Annotated in this window: 16 protein-coding genes and 1 riboswitch; all 16 genes read right to left on the reverse strand. The window is 37.4% G+C overall.

The features are described 5' to 3' along the window. Positions 1-55: 55 nt before the first annotated feature. Entirely contained in the window at positions 56-1,453 is a 1,398-nt protein-coding gene (sufB, locus tag D9782_RS20525) for a Fe-S cluster assembly protein SufB (RefSeq protein WP_026681590.1), read from the reverse strand. A 61-nt stretch (positions 1,454-1,514) separates the two neighbouring features. Further along, positions 1,515-1,946, reverse strand: a complete 432-nt coding sequence (gene sufU, locus D9782_RS20530; RefSeq protein WP_026681591.1) for a Fe-S cluster assembly sulfur transfer protein SufU — start codon at positions 1,944-1,946, stop codon at positions 1,515-1,517. After that, positions 1,936-3,156: a cysteine desulfurase gene (locus tag D9782_RS20535; RefSeq protein WP_121605609.1), complete on the reverse strand. Its 1,221-nt coding sequence runs from the start codon at positions 3,154-3,156 to the stop codon at positions 1,936-1,938. Before D9782_RS20535 ends, sufU begins: the two co-directional genes overlap by 11 nt. After that, the gene (sufD, locus tag D9782_RS20540) at positions 3,156-4,463 is read right to left on the reverse strand and encodes a Fe-S cluster assembly protein SufD (protein WP_026681593.1); all 1,308 of its coding nucleotides are present in this window, start codon (positions 4,461-4,463) and stop codon (positions 3,156-3,158) included. The genes D9782_RS20535 and sufD overlap by 1 nt, the downstream gene beginning before the upstream one ends. Before the next feature lie 18 nt (positions 4,464-4,481). Next, complete coding sequence (gene sufC, locus D9782_RS20545) at positions 4,482-5,267, reverse strand: Fe-S cluster assembly ATPase SufC (protein ID WP_026681594.1); 786 nt, start codon at positions 5,265-5,267, stop codon at positions 4,482-4,484. 277 nt (positions 5,268-5,544) lie between these two features. Next, complete coding sequence (locus D9782_RS23215) at positions 5,545-5,715, reverse strand: YuzK family famiily protein (protein ID WP_162986475.1); 171 nt, start codon at positions 5,713-5,715, stop codon at positions 5,545-5,547. Positions 5,716-5,997: 282 nt separating this feature from the next. Further along, a complete protein-coding gene (locus D9782_RS20550; protein WP_026681595.1) occupies positions 5,998-6,828 on the reverse strand; it encodes a MetQ/NlpA family ABC transporter substrate-binding protein in 831 nt (276 codons plus the stop codon). A 39-nt stretch (positions 6,829-6,867) separates the two neighbouring features. After that, positions 6,868-7,536, reverse strand: a complete 669-nt coding sequence (locus D9782_RS20555) for a methionine ABC transporter permease (protein ID WP_026681596.1) — start codon at positions 7,534-7,536, stop codon at positions 6,868-6,870. Continuing rightward, positions 7,526-8,557: a methionine ABC transporter ATP-binding protein gene (locus D9782_RS20560; RefSeq protein WP_121605610.1), complete on the reverse strand. Its 1,032-nt coding sequence runs from the start codon at positions 8,555-8,557 to the stop codon at positions 7,526-7,528. Before D9782_RS20560 ends, D9782_RS20555 begins: the two co-directional genes overlap by 11 nt. Before the next feature lie 104 nt (positions 8,558-8,661). After that, a riboswitch (SAM riboswitch) is annotated at positions 8,662-8,772 on the reverse strand. A gap of 68 nt (positions 8,773-8,840) precedes the next feature. Beyond that, entirely contained in the window at positions 8,841-9,164 is a 324-nt protein-coding gene (locus D9782_RS20565) for a thioredoxin family protein (protein WP_308035994.1), read from the reverse strand. 58 nt (positions 9,165-9,222) lie between these two features. Beyond that, on the reverse strand, positions 9,223-9,579 hold the full coding sequence (locus D9782_RS20570; RefSeq protein ID WP_026681599.1) for a toprim domain-containing protein: 357 nt from the start codon (positions 9,577-9,579) through the stop codon (positions 9,223-9,225). Positions 9,580-9,806: 227 nt separating this feature from the next. Beyond that, positions 9,807-10,190, reverse strand: coding sequence for a glycine cleavage system protein GcvH (gene gcvH / locus D9782_RS20575; protein WP_121605611.1), 384 nt, complete (start codon positions 10,188-10,190; stop codon positions 9,807-9,809). Positions 10,191-10,389: 199 nt separating this feature from the next. After that, entirely contained in the window at positions 10,390-10,746 is a 357-nt protein-coding gene (locus D9782_RS20580) for an arsenate reductase family protein (RefSeq protein ID WP_121605612.1), read from the reverse strand. 648 nt (positions 10,747-11,394) lie between these two features. After that, positions 11,395-11,640, reverse strand: coding sequence for a hypothetical protein (locus tag D9782_RS20585; protein WP_121605613.1), 246 nt, complete (start codon positions 11,638-11,640; stop codon positions 11,395-11,397). 265 nt (positions 11,641-11,905) lie between these two features. Further along, positions 11,906-13,690, reverse strand: a complete 1,785-nt coding sequence (locus D9782_RS20590; protein WP_121605932.1) for an acyl-CoA dehydrogenase family protein — start codon at positions 13,688-13,690, stop codon at positions 11,906-11,908. An 80-nt stretch (positions 13,691-13,770) separates the two neighbouring features. After that, positions 13,771-14,946, reverse strand: a complete 1,176-nt coding sequence (locus D9782_RS20595; RefSeq protein ID WP_121605614.1) for an acetyl-CoA C-acetyltransferase — start codon at positions 14,944-14,946, stop codon at positions 13,771-13,773. Between the last annotated feature and the right edge of the window lie 18 nt (positions 14,947-14,964).

Here is a 14,964-nt window from a genome sequence, read left to right on the forward strand (position 1 = left end):
TCGTTATCATTTGCTTATCCCTCGTACTAAAAACCTTATATAGCAAAGGATTTAACTATCCTATACTACCTTCCATTTCAAACTTGATAAGACGGTTCATTTCGACTGCATATTCCATTGGAAGTTCTTTTGTAAATGGCTCAATGAAGCCCATTACAATCATTTCTGTAGCTTCTTCTTCAGATAAGCCACGGCTCATCAAGTAAAAAAGCTGCTCTTCGGATACTTTGGACACTTTTGCTTCGTGCTCCAATGAAATATTGTCATTATTAATTTCATTGTATGGAATTGTATCAGAAGTCGATTCGTTATCCATAATTAGCGTATCACATTCAATGTTAGAGCGGGCACCTGTTGCTTTTCTTCCAAAGTGAACAAGGCCACGGTAAGATACCTTACCACCATGCTTCGAAATAGATTTTGAAACAATGGACGATGACGTATTTGGTGCTAAGTGATGCATTTTTGCACCAGCATCCTGTAGCTGACCTTTACCAGCAAGTGCGATAGATAACGTCATTCCACGTGCACCTTCTCCTTTTAGTAGAACTGCTGGATATTTCATTGTTAACTTCGAGCCAATATTACCATCAATCCATTCCATCGTTGCGTTCGCATCACAAGTCGCACGCTTGGTAACTAGATTATATACATTGTTTGCCCAGTTTTGGATAGTTGTATAGCGGCAATACCCATCTTTCTTAACGAAAATTTCAACTACCGCACTATGCAAGGAATTCGTTGTATACACTGGTGCAGTACATCCTTCAACATAATGCACAGATGCACCTTCATCGACAATGATCAATGTTCTTTCGAATTGTCCCATATTTTCCGAGTTAATACGGAAATACGCTTGTAGAGGTGTTGAAGTCTGAACACCTTTTGGTACATAAATGAAAGATCCACCTGACCAAACTGCTGAATTTAACGCTGCAAATTTATTATCCGTAGCAGGAATAACTTTCCCGAAATATTCTTTAAAGAGTTCTTCATTTTCTTTAAGAGCAGTATCTGTATCTTTAAACACAATTCCTAGCTCTTCTAGATCTTCTTTTAAACTGTGATATACAACCTCAGATTCATACTGTGCAGATACACCTGCCAAGTATTTTTGTTCGGCCTCAGGAATTCCTAATTTATCAAATGTCTGTTTGATTTCGTCTGGTACTTCATCCCAAGTTCTTCCTTGTCTTTCTGATGGCTTTACATAGTACACAATTTCATCGAAATTTAGTTCAGATAGATCGCCACCCCATTGCGGCATTGGGCGCTCGTAGAAATGCTCAAGTGCTTTTAAACGATAGTCAAGCATCCATTGCGGCTCTTCTTTCATTTTTGAAATTTCTTCAACTACTTCGCGAGTAAGACCTTTGCCTGAACGAAAAACCGAGACATCACGATCATGAAATCCATATTTATACTCTTCGATTTCCGGCATGTTTTTTGCCATTGATAAACCCTCCTTCAGGTATAAGTATAAAGCTAATAGAGAAATAGCAATTACCTTATTATTACTCTTTTACACCCTTTTCCATTGCTTTCCAGGAAAGAGTTGCACATTTAATACGTGCAGGAAATTTCGATACACCTTGAAGTGCCTGAATATCTCCTAAATCTAACTTATCCGTATCAACATCTTCTCCCAGCATCATTTTTGAAAAGAGACTGGACATTTCCAATGCGTCATCTACTTTTTTACCTTTAATAGCTTGTGTCATCATGGAAGCCGAAGCCATGCTTATAGAACATCCTTCTCCATCAAACTTCGCATCTTCTACGACACCATCTTTTACCTGCATTTGAAGTTGAATACGATCCCCACAAGTAGGATTGTTCATATCGACAGTTAATATGTCTCCTTCCAAACTTCCTTTGTTACGTGGGTTCTTATAGTGATCCATTATAACTTGTCTGTAAAGTGTATCAAGGTTATTAGAAGACATTACCAAAATACTCCTTTGTTATTTGAAGTCCATCGATTAACCGATCAATGTCCTTCTCTGTGTTGTACATATAAAAGCTTGCTCTCGCAGTTGCTGTCACATCAAGCCAACGCATTAATGGTTGCGCACAATGATGACCTGCGCGCACAGCAATTCCTTCTGCATCTAGAACCGTTGCAGTATCATGAGGGTGAACATCCTCTAGATTAAACGTAACCAATGCAGCCCGTTTTTCTGGACCATAGATCTTTATTCCATCTATTGTTTTCATTTGCTGCATGGCATAATCAGCTAATTTTTGTTCATGCGCAGTAATTTCCTCCATACCGACTTGGTTAAGAAAGTCAATTGCTGCTCCTAAACCGATAGCACCAGCGATAATTGGTGTTCCCCCTTCAAATTTCCAAGGAAGCTCCTTCCAGGTGGAATCATAAAGGTTTACAAAGTCAATCATTTCCCCACCAAATTCAACTGGCTCCATATTTTCAAGTAGTTCTTTTTTTCCGTACATAACACCTATCCCTGTTGGTGCTCCCATTTTATGACCAGAAAATGTATAAAAATCGCAGTCCAAATCTTGAACATCAACCTTCATATGCGGGGCACCCTGTGCACCATCGATCAGTATGACGGCACCATGATCATGCGCAATTCTTGCAATTTCCTTAATTGGATTCACAGTACCAAGTACATTAGAGATATGAGTTATAGCGACAAGTTTGGTTTGATTTGTTACTGTTTGCCGAACAGCATCCAAGCTAATCGTGCCATCCTCCTGTAACGGAATATATTTTAATGTAGCACCTGTAGCTTTAGCAGCCTGTTGCCAAGGAATGATATTACTATGATGCTCCATTGGCGTAATAACAATCTCATCCCCTGGCTTTAGATTTGCTCTTGCATAACTGTATGCAACAGTGTTAATTGAAGTAGTAGTTCCACGTGTGAAAATCACTTCAGCTGTACTACTCGCATGAATAAAACGTCGAACTTTTTCGCGTGCCCCTTCATAAGCCTCCGTTGCTTTTGTTCCCAGTGTATGCACACCACGATGTACATTGGAATTATAGTTTCGATAATAGGTATCTACAGCTTCAATAACAGCTTTTGGTTTCTGTGAAGTTGCTGAAGAATCTAAATAAACAAAAGGATGACCATTCACTTCCTGATTGAGTATCGGAAACTGTTCTCGAATGGCCTTTACATCCATTAGTAAACCTTCCTTTCAATTACCTGCGTTAATTGATTTTTTACAGCTTCAATTGGTAATTGATTTACAACTGGAGCCAAGAAGCCATGTATAATTAAACGTTCAGCTTCCTCTTGCGTAATTCCACGACTCATAAGATAATATAGCTGAATTGGGTCAACTCGACCAACAGAAGCAGCGTGACCAGCTGTAACGTCATCTTCATCTATTAAGAGAATTGGATTCGCATCTCCGCGAGCTTTTTCACTTAGCATAAGTACACGAGATTCTTGCTCCGCGTTTGCTTTAGAAGCACCATGCTCAATTTTACCAATTCCATTAAAAATAGAAGTAGATTTATCTTTCATAACGCCATGCTGTAAAATGTAGCCCTCGGAATTCTTACCAAAGTGAACAATTTTCGCAGTGAAGTTTTGTGTTTGATCACCACGGCCGACGGATACCGTTTTGGCATTAGAAAGTGAATTTTCACCAACTAAGTGTGTGATATTCTCAGAAACGGTATTCCCGTCATTCATCTGTCCTAATGCCCAATCAACTGTTGCATCACGATAAGCAACACCGCGACGATTATTATATGCCGTTGTTCCATGAGCAAAGTTATCCACAGCACCAAAGGAAATTTTCGCATTATCTTGTGCAATAACCTCTGTTACTACATTAGCAACTGTAGCTTCCTTCTCATTATGTGAGAAATAATTCTCTACATAAGTTAACGAACTACCCTCATCAGCTACGACAAGTACATGATTAAATAACGCTACTTCAGGATCTTCCTGCCAAAAAATAGTTTGTAGAGGAACTTCTACTTCAACGTTTTTCGGAACGTATACAAAGACCCCACCATTCATTAAAGCAGCATGTAATGCAGTTAAGCGATGTTCATCAATTGATACTGCATCCTTCATATAATAGCGTTTCACTAGATCATCATGCTTCTGCAGCGCTGTAAAGATATCTGTAAAAATTACTCCTTTATCTTTCAATTCTTTGCTTAGTGTATTATAAGCAACCGAATGGTTTCGTTGAATTAAGAGGTTTTCTGGAGCATTTTCCTGATCCAAGAATTCCTGAAGTTCATTTGGAAGTTCTTTTAGCGACTGAATAGCAGCACCAGTAGCCGTGTGTTTAAACTGGCTAAAATTCCATTTTCCAATTTTAGTTTTATCAGGCTTTGGTAATTCTAGAGCGTCCGCTTGTTCTAGTGCTTGAAGGCGCAATTCCAGCATCCATTCCGGTTCATTTCTTTCCTTGGAAAACTGATCAATATATTCTTTATCGTATGGCAGCTTTGTTTCAACAGTCATAGTAGTACCCCTCCTTACTTACGCTTTTTGCTCAACAGTTTCGTCTTCGATACCAAGCTCTTCTTTAATCCACTCATAACCTTCAGCCTCAAGGCGTTTCGCTAACTCTGGTCCACCAGACTTAACCACTCGACCTTGCATCATTACATGTACTTTGTCAGGTGTAATATAGTTCAATAGACGCTGATAGTGCGTAATAATTAAGCAACCGAAGTTCTCATCACGTAGCCTGTTAATACCTTTTGATACAATCTTAAGCGCATCAATGTCCAATCCAGAATCAATTTCGTCTAGAATTGCGATTTCTGGTTTTAATAGTAATAATTGAAGGATTTCATTACGCTTCTTCTCTCCACCGGAGAATCCTTCGTTTAAGTATCGTTGTGCCATGTTTTTATCAATGTCAAGATAGTCAAGCGCACTATCCATTTCTTTAATGAAATTCATTAATGAGATTTCATTACCTTCACCACGGCGAGCATTTATAGATGAGCGAAGGAAATCAGAAGTAGTTACTCCACTGATCTCACTTGGATATTGCATAGCGAGGAATAGCCCAGCACGAGCACGTTCATCAACTTCCATTTCTAATACATCTTCACCATCTAATAGAACAGACCCTTCTGTAATCTCATACTTCGGATGTCCCATAATTGCAGAAGCTAATGTAGACTTCCCTGTACCATTTGGTCCCATTACTGCGTGGAATTCTCCACCTTTTATTGTAAGGTCTACACCTTTTAATATTTCTTTATCCTCAATTGAGACATGTAGATTCTTAATTTCTAATGTTGATCCTGCCATATCGATACCTCCAAATACAATTAGTTTTATTGTTACTTTGAAATGAATGCAAGATTCATTCTCACTTTATTCTCATTACAATCTTAAAGCATTTAGAATTTATTATCAACTCTTTTAAACAGAGTCAGTATTGTATAATAAATCCTTTATTTAATAGGATATCATGCATACCCAATTATCATCAAAAATAAAAGGTACGTATGCTTATTGTACATACGTACCTTTTATTTTCTCATCTATATTTCTAAATAACGCTTTACTTTCTCAGTCGATTTCATTATTTTTTCATGAGTCCGTCATACTCAGCAGCAAAATGCTTACACTTCTCATGCTCTTGCTGACGCTTTTTTTCAATTGCCAATCGCTTTTCTAACTTTCTTTCATACTCAGCAAATCCGATATGATGCGTCTGTTGCATAGCCTTCTCCATTTCAGAAGTGTAATTCATTTCTATTCCGCTATTGATAGGGAATCATCCTTTCTTATTTTATGACAATAATAAGGTTAACACAGAGGTGATTCCCAAAACAAAACGAATTTAAACGTATTATTCAGTTTATTGATCAGTATTTAACGGTTATTTAAGCCAAATAAACATCCTCATACAGTTTCTACTGATAACGCACATATACTCCCTATTCTTCATAAAAGCTATTACATCAAACTGCTGGATCAATGTCTTGTTGATATTCACTTTGTTAAAAGTAATTTTTTTAAAACGTTAGTCTGCTTATTTTTTGTCGCCAACAGGTACGACTGCACCTTCGTATTCTTCTTCAATAAACTTCTGAATTTTTTCAGAATGTAGTACGTCTACAAGTTTATTTAATGCTTTATTGTCCTTATCCTCTGCTCTTACTGCGATAACATTAACATATGGTGAATCCTCATCTTCTATGAATAATGCATCGTCAGTTGGGATTAACCCTGCACCAATAGCATAATTTGTGTTTATGACTACTAATGATTCTTCATCTGTTTCATAAATTTCTGGTAAAAGTGCTGGGTCATAATCTGGTGAAAACGTTAAATTCTTAGGGTTTTCAGTAATATCATCAAGCGTTGCTTCTGATGTCTTTACTCCATCTGCCAATTTTATTATCCCATTCTTTTCAAATAAACCTAGTACACGACCACGATCAGACACAGAATTACTTAAGACTACTTCTGTTCCTTCTGGAATCTCCTCTATACTCGAAATGCCTTTGGAATAGACACCAATGGGTTCAATATGAATTCCATCGATATAATCCAACTTATATCCAGTATCACTTATTGTTTGCTCTAAATACGGAATATGTTGAAAATAATTAGCGTCTATTTCTCCATTAGCTAAGTCATCATTCGGTAATACGTAATCCTCATATTCAGTTATTTCTAATGTAATGCCTTCTTCTTTTAATAATGGCTTAGCCTCTTCAAGAATTTCAGCGTGAGGTGTGCTAGAAGCGCCTACTTTAATCGTATTTGCATCGGAGGAAGCTTCATCATCTCCGCCGCATGCAGCTAACACAAATCCTAAACTTATAATAATTAACACGGATAACCACAATTTTTTCATTTTATTCGCTCCTCTTAACTTGTTCATTTTATATCGTTCTTATCTTTTGTCTAACTTTCTTGATACATAATCGCCAATAAATTGAAATAGAAAAACAATGCATACAATGATGATGGAACATATAAGTACAACATCAAAGTCCCTACGTTGAAAGCCAGAGTAGTAGGCGTAGCTGCCTAATCCACCTGCACCAATTGCACCTGCCATCGCTGTATAACCAATTAATGCAATAGCTGTTACCGTAATACCCGAGATCAGTGCTGGCATTGATTCAGGTAACAATACTTTAAAAATAATCGTACTGGTCTTTGCTCCCATTGCCTTTGCAGCCTCAACGACACCTTTATCAACCTCTCTCAGTGCTATTTCTACAAGCCTTCCATAAAATGGAGCTGCACCAATAATTAATGCTGGTAACGCCGCGTTTGGACCACGGATAGTTCCAATTAAAAAGTTAGTAAACGGGAAAAGCAACAAAATCAATATAATAAAGGGAATAGCTCGAAATACATTTACTACCGTCGCTATAACAAGATTTAATAACTTATTCTGCCAAATTCCACCTTTTTGAGTAAGGAATAGAAGCAATCCTAACAATAACCCAATAATAAACGTTCCAACTAAAGCAATGATCGTCATATAAAAAGTCTCATAAGTTGCTTCTATAAAATCTTCTACTTTAATATTTGGTAATAAATTAGTTAGCATCGTGGATAACCTCCAATTCTACGGAGGTTTCTTCACGAACAAACGAAATAGCTTTGTTCATATCTTTTTCATTACCGTCCATTTGAATAAATAAGGTTCCATAGGCACCAGCCTGTGTTTGCGTTATTTTCCCTTGTAAAATGCTAATGTCCACACCATATTTTTTTATAATTTGACTAATTAATGCGTCGTTCGTTGTTTCTCCAACAAAATGAAGTCTGATTAGCTTTCCATTTTGATAACGGTTCATAACATGTGATATATCACTATCTTCCTCGTCAGACCCCATAATTTGTTTGACGAACTTTTTAGTAACAGTTTGCTTTGGATGTAGAAACACATCGAGTACATTCCCTTGTTCTACAATCTTTCCATTTTCCATAACAGCAACTTGATTACATATTTTTCGAATCACTTGCATTTCATGTGTAATAAGAATAATAGTTAACCCTAAATTTTTATTAATATTAACAAGTAAATCTAATATTGCGTTCGTCGTTTCTGGGTCAAGTGCCGAAGTTGCTTCATCACATAATAAAACCTTTGGCTTATTTGCCAAGGCACGTGCAATACCGACTCGCTGCTTCTGACCACCACTTAGCTGGGCGGGGTAGGATGTTTCTTTTCCCGTTAACCCAACTAGCTCAATCAATGTTTTTACACGATTATCCCTTTCCGCTTTAGGAATCCCAGCTATTTCCAAAGGAAAAGCAATATTATCGGCAACAGTTCGCGACCAGAGCAAATTAAAATGCTGGAATACCATCCCAATATCTTGCCTTACTAATCGAAGTTCTCGTTTATTTAATGTCGTAATTTCCTTGTCATTCATTGTAATTCGACCACTGGTTGGTTCTTCAAGGCGATTTAATAATCGAACGAACGTACTTTTACCCGCTCCGCTATAACCAATAACACCAAAGATGTCTCCTTGATCAATCGAAAGGGTCAAATTATCTACAGCTGCTGTATTGCTTTTGTTTGAAGTAAAGACCTTACTCAAACCCTGTATCGATATCACACGTAATCCTCCTTTTATTTACATACATTTGTATTATGTCCTTAAATACAATTAAAAACGCCTTTCTGTAAGAGAACAGAAAGACGTTTGTTTGCCTTTTCGTCCCCTCATCTATCAAAGCCTAGGCTTTGCAGGAATTAGCACCTTTCAAGCATGATAGCTTGAAGGTTGCCGCGGTTTCATAGGGCCAGTCCCTCCACCGCTCAAGATAAGAGTTTTCAACTATTTAATTACGATAAAAGATATATTAGCATGCTGTATAAACAATGTCAACGATTTTCAGCTAACTATTCTTAAACATTTCCGGCTTATAATCTAATAAATATCGATAAATATTAGGTATGGAATGAAATGCGTACACTTTTTCTACAATTCGATTATCCTTCTTAACAACAAGACACGGTACACTTTCTATTTGATTATCCTGCATAAATTCTGGATACAAGGATGCATTCATCTCATAAAAAATGTCTTCTTGATGTACAGACTCAATTTTCTTTAGCATGGACCTTGCTAAATTGCACGTACCACAAAAAGGAGTAAATATATAAAGAAGGTAGTGGTCTCTTTTCAAAAGTTCGGCTGTAATTTGTTGCAAACATATCACCTTATTTAAACTAATTCATAGTGCTTGCTAAGTCCTACCCATTACTTTTACACCTTGTTTAGATTAAGAAAATCGGATTAACAGCGATTCGTTTACTCACTAATACTTGAGCTAAAATATTTTCAGGAGTTGTTGCCACTTCTCGATATTCACTACTAACATAGATGTGTTCTGCATGTGGTAGTTCTCTTGCCAATTGCTTTCGCAGTTTTTGGCCTGATTCATCCTCATCTACTAAAATGTAGACGTCTTTATCATCTAATGCGTAATCCTCTAACATTTGATCGAATCGTTCAACACCTAATGTTCCATTCGTACATATAATCGTTACATCGTCAGTAATAACCTTTCTAATTTGCTTTTTATCTGTTAAGCCTTCTACGATAATAATTTTTTCTAATTCGTCAGTTATCATCACATAGCACTCCTCAGTAAATCAAGCGGAAGGTTTTAATATCGCTCACTTCTACTATGTTATCAGTAGTTGTCTTTTCGAAATGTGAGTTTCCTTTATTATATGATGAAATGTAGTTATTTAGTGATACGTCCAATTCGTAATGTTGAGCAATTAGTATAGCTGTAAAAACATGGCTGATTCCAACCAAAGGTTGTTTATCAGCCATTTATTTTTCTGATATGCAATTAGTCTTGATTTACGATCTCATCATATGCATCAGCAGATAATAAATCATCAAACTCTGTCTCTTCAGATGGTTCAATCACGACCATCCAAGCTTTCTCGTAAGGAGATTCATTTACGAATTCAGGGCTATCCTCTAGCTCTTCATTCACTTCAATAACCTTACCGCTAATTGGAGCATATAATTCAGAAACTGTTTTCACTGATTCTACACTACCAAATGGTTCATTTACTTCTAATTCATCACCAGGTTCAGGGAGCTCTACGAACACAATATCTCCTAATTCATCCTGAGCAAAATCAGTAATCCCAATACGAACTTTTCCATCTTCTTTTTTTACCCATTCATGTTCTTTTGAGTATAATAATTCTTTAGGTACGCTCAAACTATCCCCTCCAATATGTAATTCACTTTTACTATACAAGGTATACGCGCAATTATCCAGTATTTCTTTTTAACTTTTCATATTATTTGTTCATACGGTTTTTTCCAAAAGTCCATAAATACATGTCTTATTTTGGACGTTTCTTTATGTCTGTTATTTTACGTAAGTCTATCCTAAACATGCTCTGTTCAAAGAGAAATTAAAGCCACGTATTTTCAAACATCTCCTCTTTAAAACCGACTGTTACTTTTGAGTCATCTGCGACAATTGGACGCTTAATTAGCATGCCATCGGTGGCCAATATTGTTGCCATCTCTTCATCAGATGCATCTTTTATTTTATCCTTGATATTTAGTTCTCGATATTTTTTTCCGCTTGTATTAAAAAACTTTTTGGCAGGAAGCTCACTTTTATCAAACAGATCTAATAATTCTTCTTTTTTCGGTGGAGATTCAACAATATGAATTAACTGATATTTAACCTGATGATCATCCAACCATTTCTTTGCTTTTTTGCATGTACCACAATTTGGATACCAATAAACGGTGACTGCCATGTAGACACTCCTTTGTAATCTAGTATAGATTTATTATAGCAAAATAGCAGATGTAAATTCGACTAAAATGTTGACCTATAAAAAGTGATGGTCTGATTCGAAAGTCATGTCTCTGGTTAACATTGAAAAATTGGTTCCTGTCGAAGGCTTGCCATGGTCCCAGAGTCAACTTTTTCCGTATCTTATGTTTACTACCTGCGAGATCTTTCGCTCATGCTATTCCCACAGGCATCTCCGCCATCCTCTCGGCAATTAGACACTAGAACATCGCCCCTTTCATCATATTGTACTTCACCAACCAAAAACAAAAGTGAACTGATTGTTTATGAGGGATCTACGATAAAGTTATAACTAAATTAGGGATGATATCGAACTTTTTAACTTATACAAAATAAAATGGGTGAAGGCGGAATTTCAAATTAATACAAACCAAACGAAACACTGAGGCAGGGACAAAACACAACTTCTTTACTCAAAATGCGAATAATCATGTTATCAATAGAGGTATTATCGCCGCACCGTGAAACTATACGCTCTTTCCGCGGGCACAGCACATAGCCGTCAAGTTAAGCAGGATATTTTAAAACCTAAAAAGTTATTCGTTATTCTGACATTATAAATGGAATAATTTGGAGGGATTACGTATGGCTAAGCAATATCATTTTGACTCGTTTGTAAAGCGTGTGCTCGATATATATCTATTTCTGAACTTCGCAATGTTGCTCGAGAATCAGGTTTTGTACAACGATTGAAGAAGATAATGCCGGAAGATTTCTGAAGTATATGTGCCTTCTTACATGTTTTCACATGATAGTGATAGGTTGCATCAGGAATACCCACAATAGGAAAAATATCTTTTAATCGGAATCCTTCTTCTTTGAGTTCGAATGCCACCTTTGCCTGTGCTTTTCGTAGAAGGCATTCGGATTCTCCCGAAAAGCTTTTAGCTTTTTTAAGTAGGCATTCTCTAGTCTTAGTAGTTCACAACCTTCACTTTATATTCTTCACTATATTTAGCCACAAACCCCCCCTGAAATTAGTTTTTCACTCTAACTTCAGGGGGGGTGGTACCACATCGTTCGTTTTTAATTGTTTCTTCATTCTTTTGTCTTAGTCTCGATGTTTCGTTCATTTAATGGGCTGTTGTCTCAGCATGATATTACAACACATATTTTTCTTCTTTAATAATTTGCTTTGCTATTTCTCGTTTCTTGGCAATTACATTTGTAGGCGTATGGCGAGTTAGCTTCCGTAATGAAGATAATATCATTCTTAGTGTATCTCCTTCTTCTACAGCAATTAATGTTTCTTTTGCATCAGCTTCTATACGATTAAATGCTTCTTGTACGAATACTTGCGTATAGAGTAGCTTTTGTTTATGCTTTGCTTCTCCATCTTTTTTAATTGCCTTTTCAGTACGTAGAATAGCAGCTTCCATATTGTAAACCTCAGCTACCATATCTGCTAAATTCACTAATATTTCTTGTTCTTTTTCTATTTTTTGCATATATTTTTGAGCTGCAAGCCCTGCACCAAGTAAGACAATTTTCTTCGCATTTTTCAGTAGATGCTTTTCTTGCTCAAGTGTTTCAGTACCTACCTCTTCCGGCATAAGCATCATCAGCTCTTCTTGGAGTGCCTGTGCTTTTTGAAGAAGTGGTAGCTCGCCTTTCATCGCCTTTTTCAATAATGTGCCTGGAACGAGTAAACGATTAATTTCGTTAGTTCCCTCAAAAATACGATTTATTCGCGAGTCACGATAGATACGTTCCACTTCATATTCTTGCATAAATCCATATCCACCATGCATTTGAACTGCTTCATCTGCCGCATAATCTAGTAATTCCGTACACGTATATTTATTCATGGAACATTCAATCTGATACTCTGCAATAGCTCGTGCCACTTCTCTACCATCATTTAATTGTTCTTGTGTTAAAGCTCCCATACGCTGTTCGAACAATCCGACGGTTCGGTAAACAGAGCTTTCATTCGCATACGTCTCTGCAGCAATCGTAGCTAGTTTTTCTTGTGTTAAAGAGAAGCTGGAGATTGGTGTATTAAATTGCTTACGCTCATTCACATATTTTACAGCTAATTCCAGCGCCCGCTTTGAACCACCAACTCCGCCAATAGCTAGCTTATAACGCCCTACATTTAAAATATTGAACGCTATAATATGGCCACGTCCCTTTTCTCCTAATAAATTTTCTACTGGAACTTCAGCATCTTCCAAGATTAATGTACGCGTAGAGGAACTCTTTATCCCCATTTTCTTTTCTTCCGGTCCGGTAGATACACCTGGAAAGTCCCTTTCCACAATAAACGCTGAAAAGTGCTCACCATCAATTTTTGCGTATACAACAAATACATCTGCAAAGGCTGAATTGGTGATCCATTGCTTTTCACCATTTAGTATATAGTGTGTTCCGGCTTCATTTAATTTTGCTGTTGTTTTTGCACCGAGCGCATCGGAACCAGAGCTAGGCTCTGTCAATGCATATGCAGCTAACAATTCTCCAGTTGCCAGTTTAGGTAAATAGGTTTGTTTTTGTTGTTCGTTTCCAAAGAAAACAATTGGTAAAGAACCGATGCCGACATGGGCACCATGTGTTACAGAAAAACCACCAGCGCGTGAAAATTTCTCTGTAATTAGTGACGAACTAATTTTATCTAATCCTAACCCGCCATACTCTTCCGGAACATCGGCTCCAAGTAATCCTAATTCTCCTGCTTTCTTTAATAAATCCACGGAATGTTCAAACTCATGATTCTCCAAATTCTCTAATTTCGGAAGGACTTCACCGGATACGAATTCTTCTGTCGTTTTTGCAATCATCTTATGTTCTTCTGTAAAATCTTCCGGTGTTATTACATCATCACTCGATAAATCTTCTACTAAAAAACCGCCACCTTTAAACACCTTCTCCTTCGTTTCACTCATTTTCATCTATCCCTTCTTTATTTTTTCTGAAATACCGATGTGATTATCTTAAATTAATCGTTTCCTAGTCATCGAGTAGTTCAAATTAGTTCAAATACTCCAGCGGCTCCCATTCCGCCACCTATACACATCGTTACAACTCCATATTGTATTTGCTGTCTCTTCATTTCATGCATTAAACTTAACGTTAGCTTTGTACCAGTCATTCCTAGTGGATGCCCTAAAGCAATCGCTCCACCGTTTACATTCACTTTATCGATATCTAAACCCAATGCTTCAATTACTCGAACTGACTGTGAAGCAAATGCTTCATTTAACTCAAATAAACCAATATCAGATAATTCAAGTCCAGCAATTTTTAATGCTTTAGGAATGGCTTTTACTGGACCTACCCCCATAATTTCCGGCTCTACTCCAGCTACTGCAAATGATCGAAATTTAACAATGGGTTTTAATCCTTCTGCTTCCGCTTTCTCACGGTCCATTACAAGTACTGATGCTGCACCATCACTCATTTGTGATGAATTGCCTGCTGTAACGGTTCCCTGCACATGAAAAGCTGGCTTCAATTTATTTAGAATATCCATTGAAGTTCCTTCACGCACACCTTCATCCATCGAAAACGTTATTTGCTTTTCTTCTGGCTTATGCTTGGCGTTAATAAAACGGTGAATAACTTCTACTGGAACAATTTCATCCTTAAACTTTCCTTCTTTTAGCGCTTTCCCTGCACGCTCATGACTACGAACAGCAAACGCATCCTGATCTTCTCTGGAGATGTTGAAACGATTTGCTACTTCTTCGGCTGTATGCCCCATTCCCATGTAGTATCCCGGTGCATCCTGAACAAGCTTTGAATTAGGCTTAATGACATGGCCAGCCATCGGGATTAGACTCATTGATTCTGCTCCACCAGCTATTATCGTGTCACTAGCACCTACCATAATTCGTTCAGCTGCATACGCTATACTTTGTAATCCCGAGGAACAGTAGCGATTAATTGTAATCCCTGGTACGTCATGCTTCAGGCCTGCAAGCCCAGCGATATTACGCGCCATATTCATTCCCTGTTCTGCTTCAGGCATTGCACAGCCAATTATGACATCATCGATATTTCCATCGTAATCCCCTGCTCGTTTTAAGGTTTCCTTTATTGTTATCGCTGCCAAATCATCCGGTCTAGAATTGGCAAGCGATCCTTTTTTTGCTTTTCCTACAGGGGTCCTTGCACCTGCAACAATGACTGCTTCCTTCACAATGTTTCCCCCTTTTTC

This window comes from Virgibacillus sp. Bac332 (genome assembly GCF_003667785.1).
Classification (GTDB): Bacteria; Bacillota; Bacilli; order Bacillales; family Amphibacillaceae; genus Virgibacillus; species Virgibacillus salarius.

Coding starts and splice junctions, on each gene's coding strand:
- D9782_RS20535 (WP_121605609.1), bottom strand. CDS start 3,156: ATGGATGTAAAGGCCATTCGAGAACAGTTTCCGATACTCAATCAGGAA.
- sufD (WP_026681593.1), bottom strand. CDS start 4,463: ATGACTGTTGAAACAAAGCTGCCATACGATAAAGAATATATTGATCAG.
- D9782_RS23215 (WP_162986475.1), bottom strand. CDS start 5,715: ATGAATTACACTTCTGAAATGGAGAAGGCTATGCAACAGACGCATCAT.
- sufB (WP_026681590.1), bottom strand. CDS start 1,453: ATGGCAAAAAACATGCCGGAAATCGAAGAGTATAAATATGGATTTCAT.
- sufC (WP_026681594.1), bottom strand. CDS start 5,267: ATGGCAGGATCAACATTAGAAATTAAGAATCTACATGTCTCAATTGAG.
- D9782_RS20580 (WP_121605612.1), bottom strand. CDS start 10,746: ATGGCAGTCACCGTTTATTGGTATCCAAATTGTGGTACATGCAAAAAA.
- D9782_RS20590 (WP_121605932.1), bottom strand. CDS start 13,690: ATGAGTGAAACGAAGGAGAAGGTGTTTAAAGGTGGCGGTTTTTTAGTA.
- D9782_RS20555 (WP_026681596.1), bottom strand. CDS start 7,536: ATGCTAACTAATTTATTACCAAATATTAAAGTAGAAGATTTTATAGAA.
- sufU (WP_026681591.1), bottom strand. CDS start 1,946: ATGTCTTCTAATAACCTTGATACACTTTACAGACAAGTTATAATGGAT.
- D9782_RS20550 (WP_026681595.1), bottom strand. CDS start 6,828: ATGAAAAAATTGTGGTTATCCGTGTTAATTATTATAAGTTTAGGATTT.
- D9782_RS20570 (WP_026681599.1), bottom strand. CDS start 9,579: ATGATAACTGACGAATTAGAAAAAATTATTATCGTAGAAGGCTTAACA.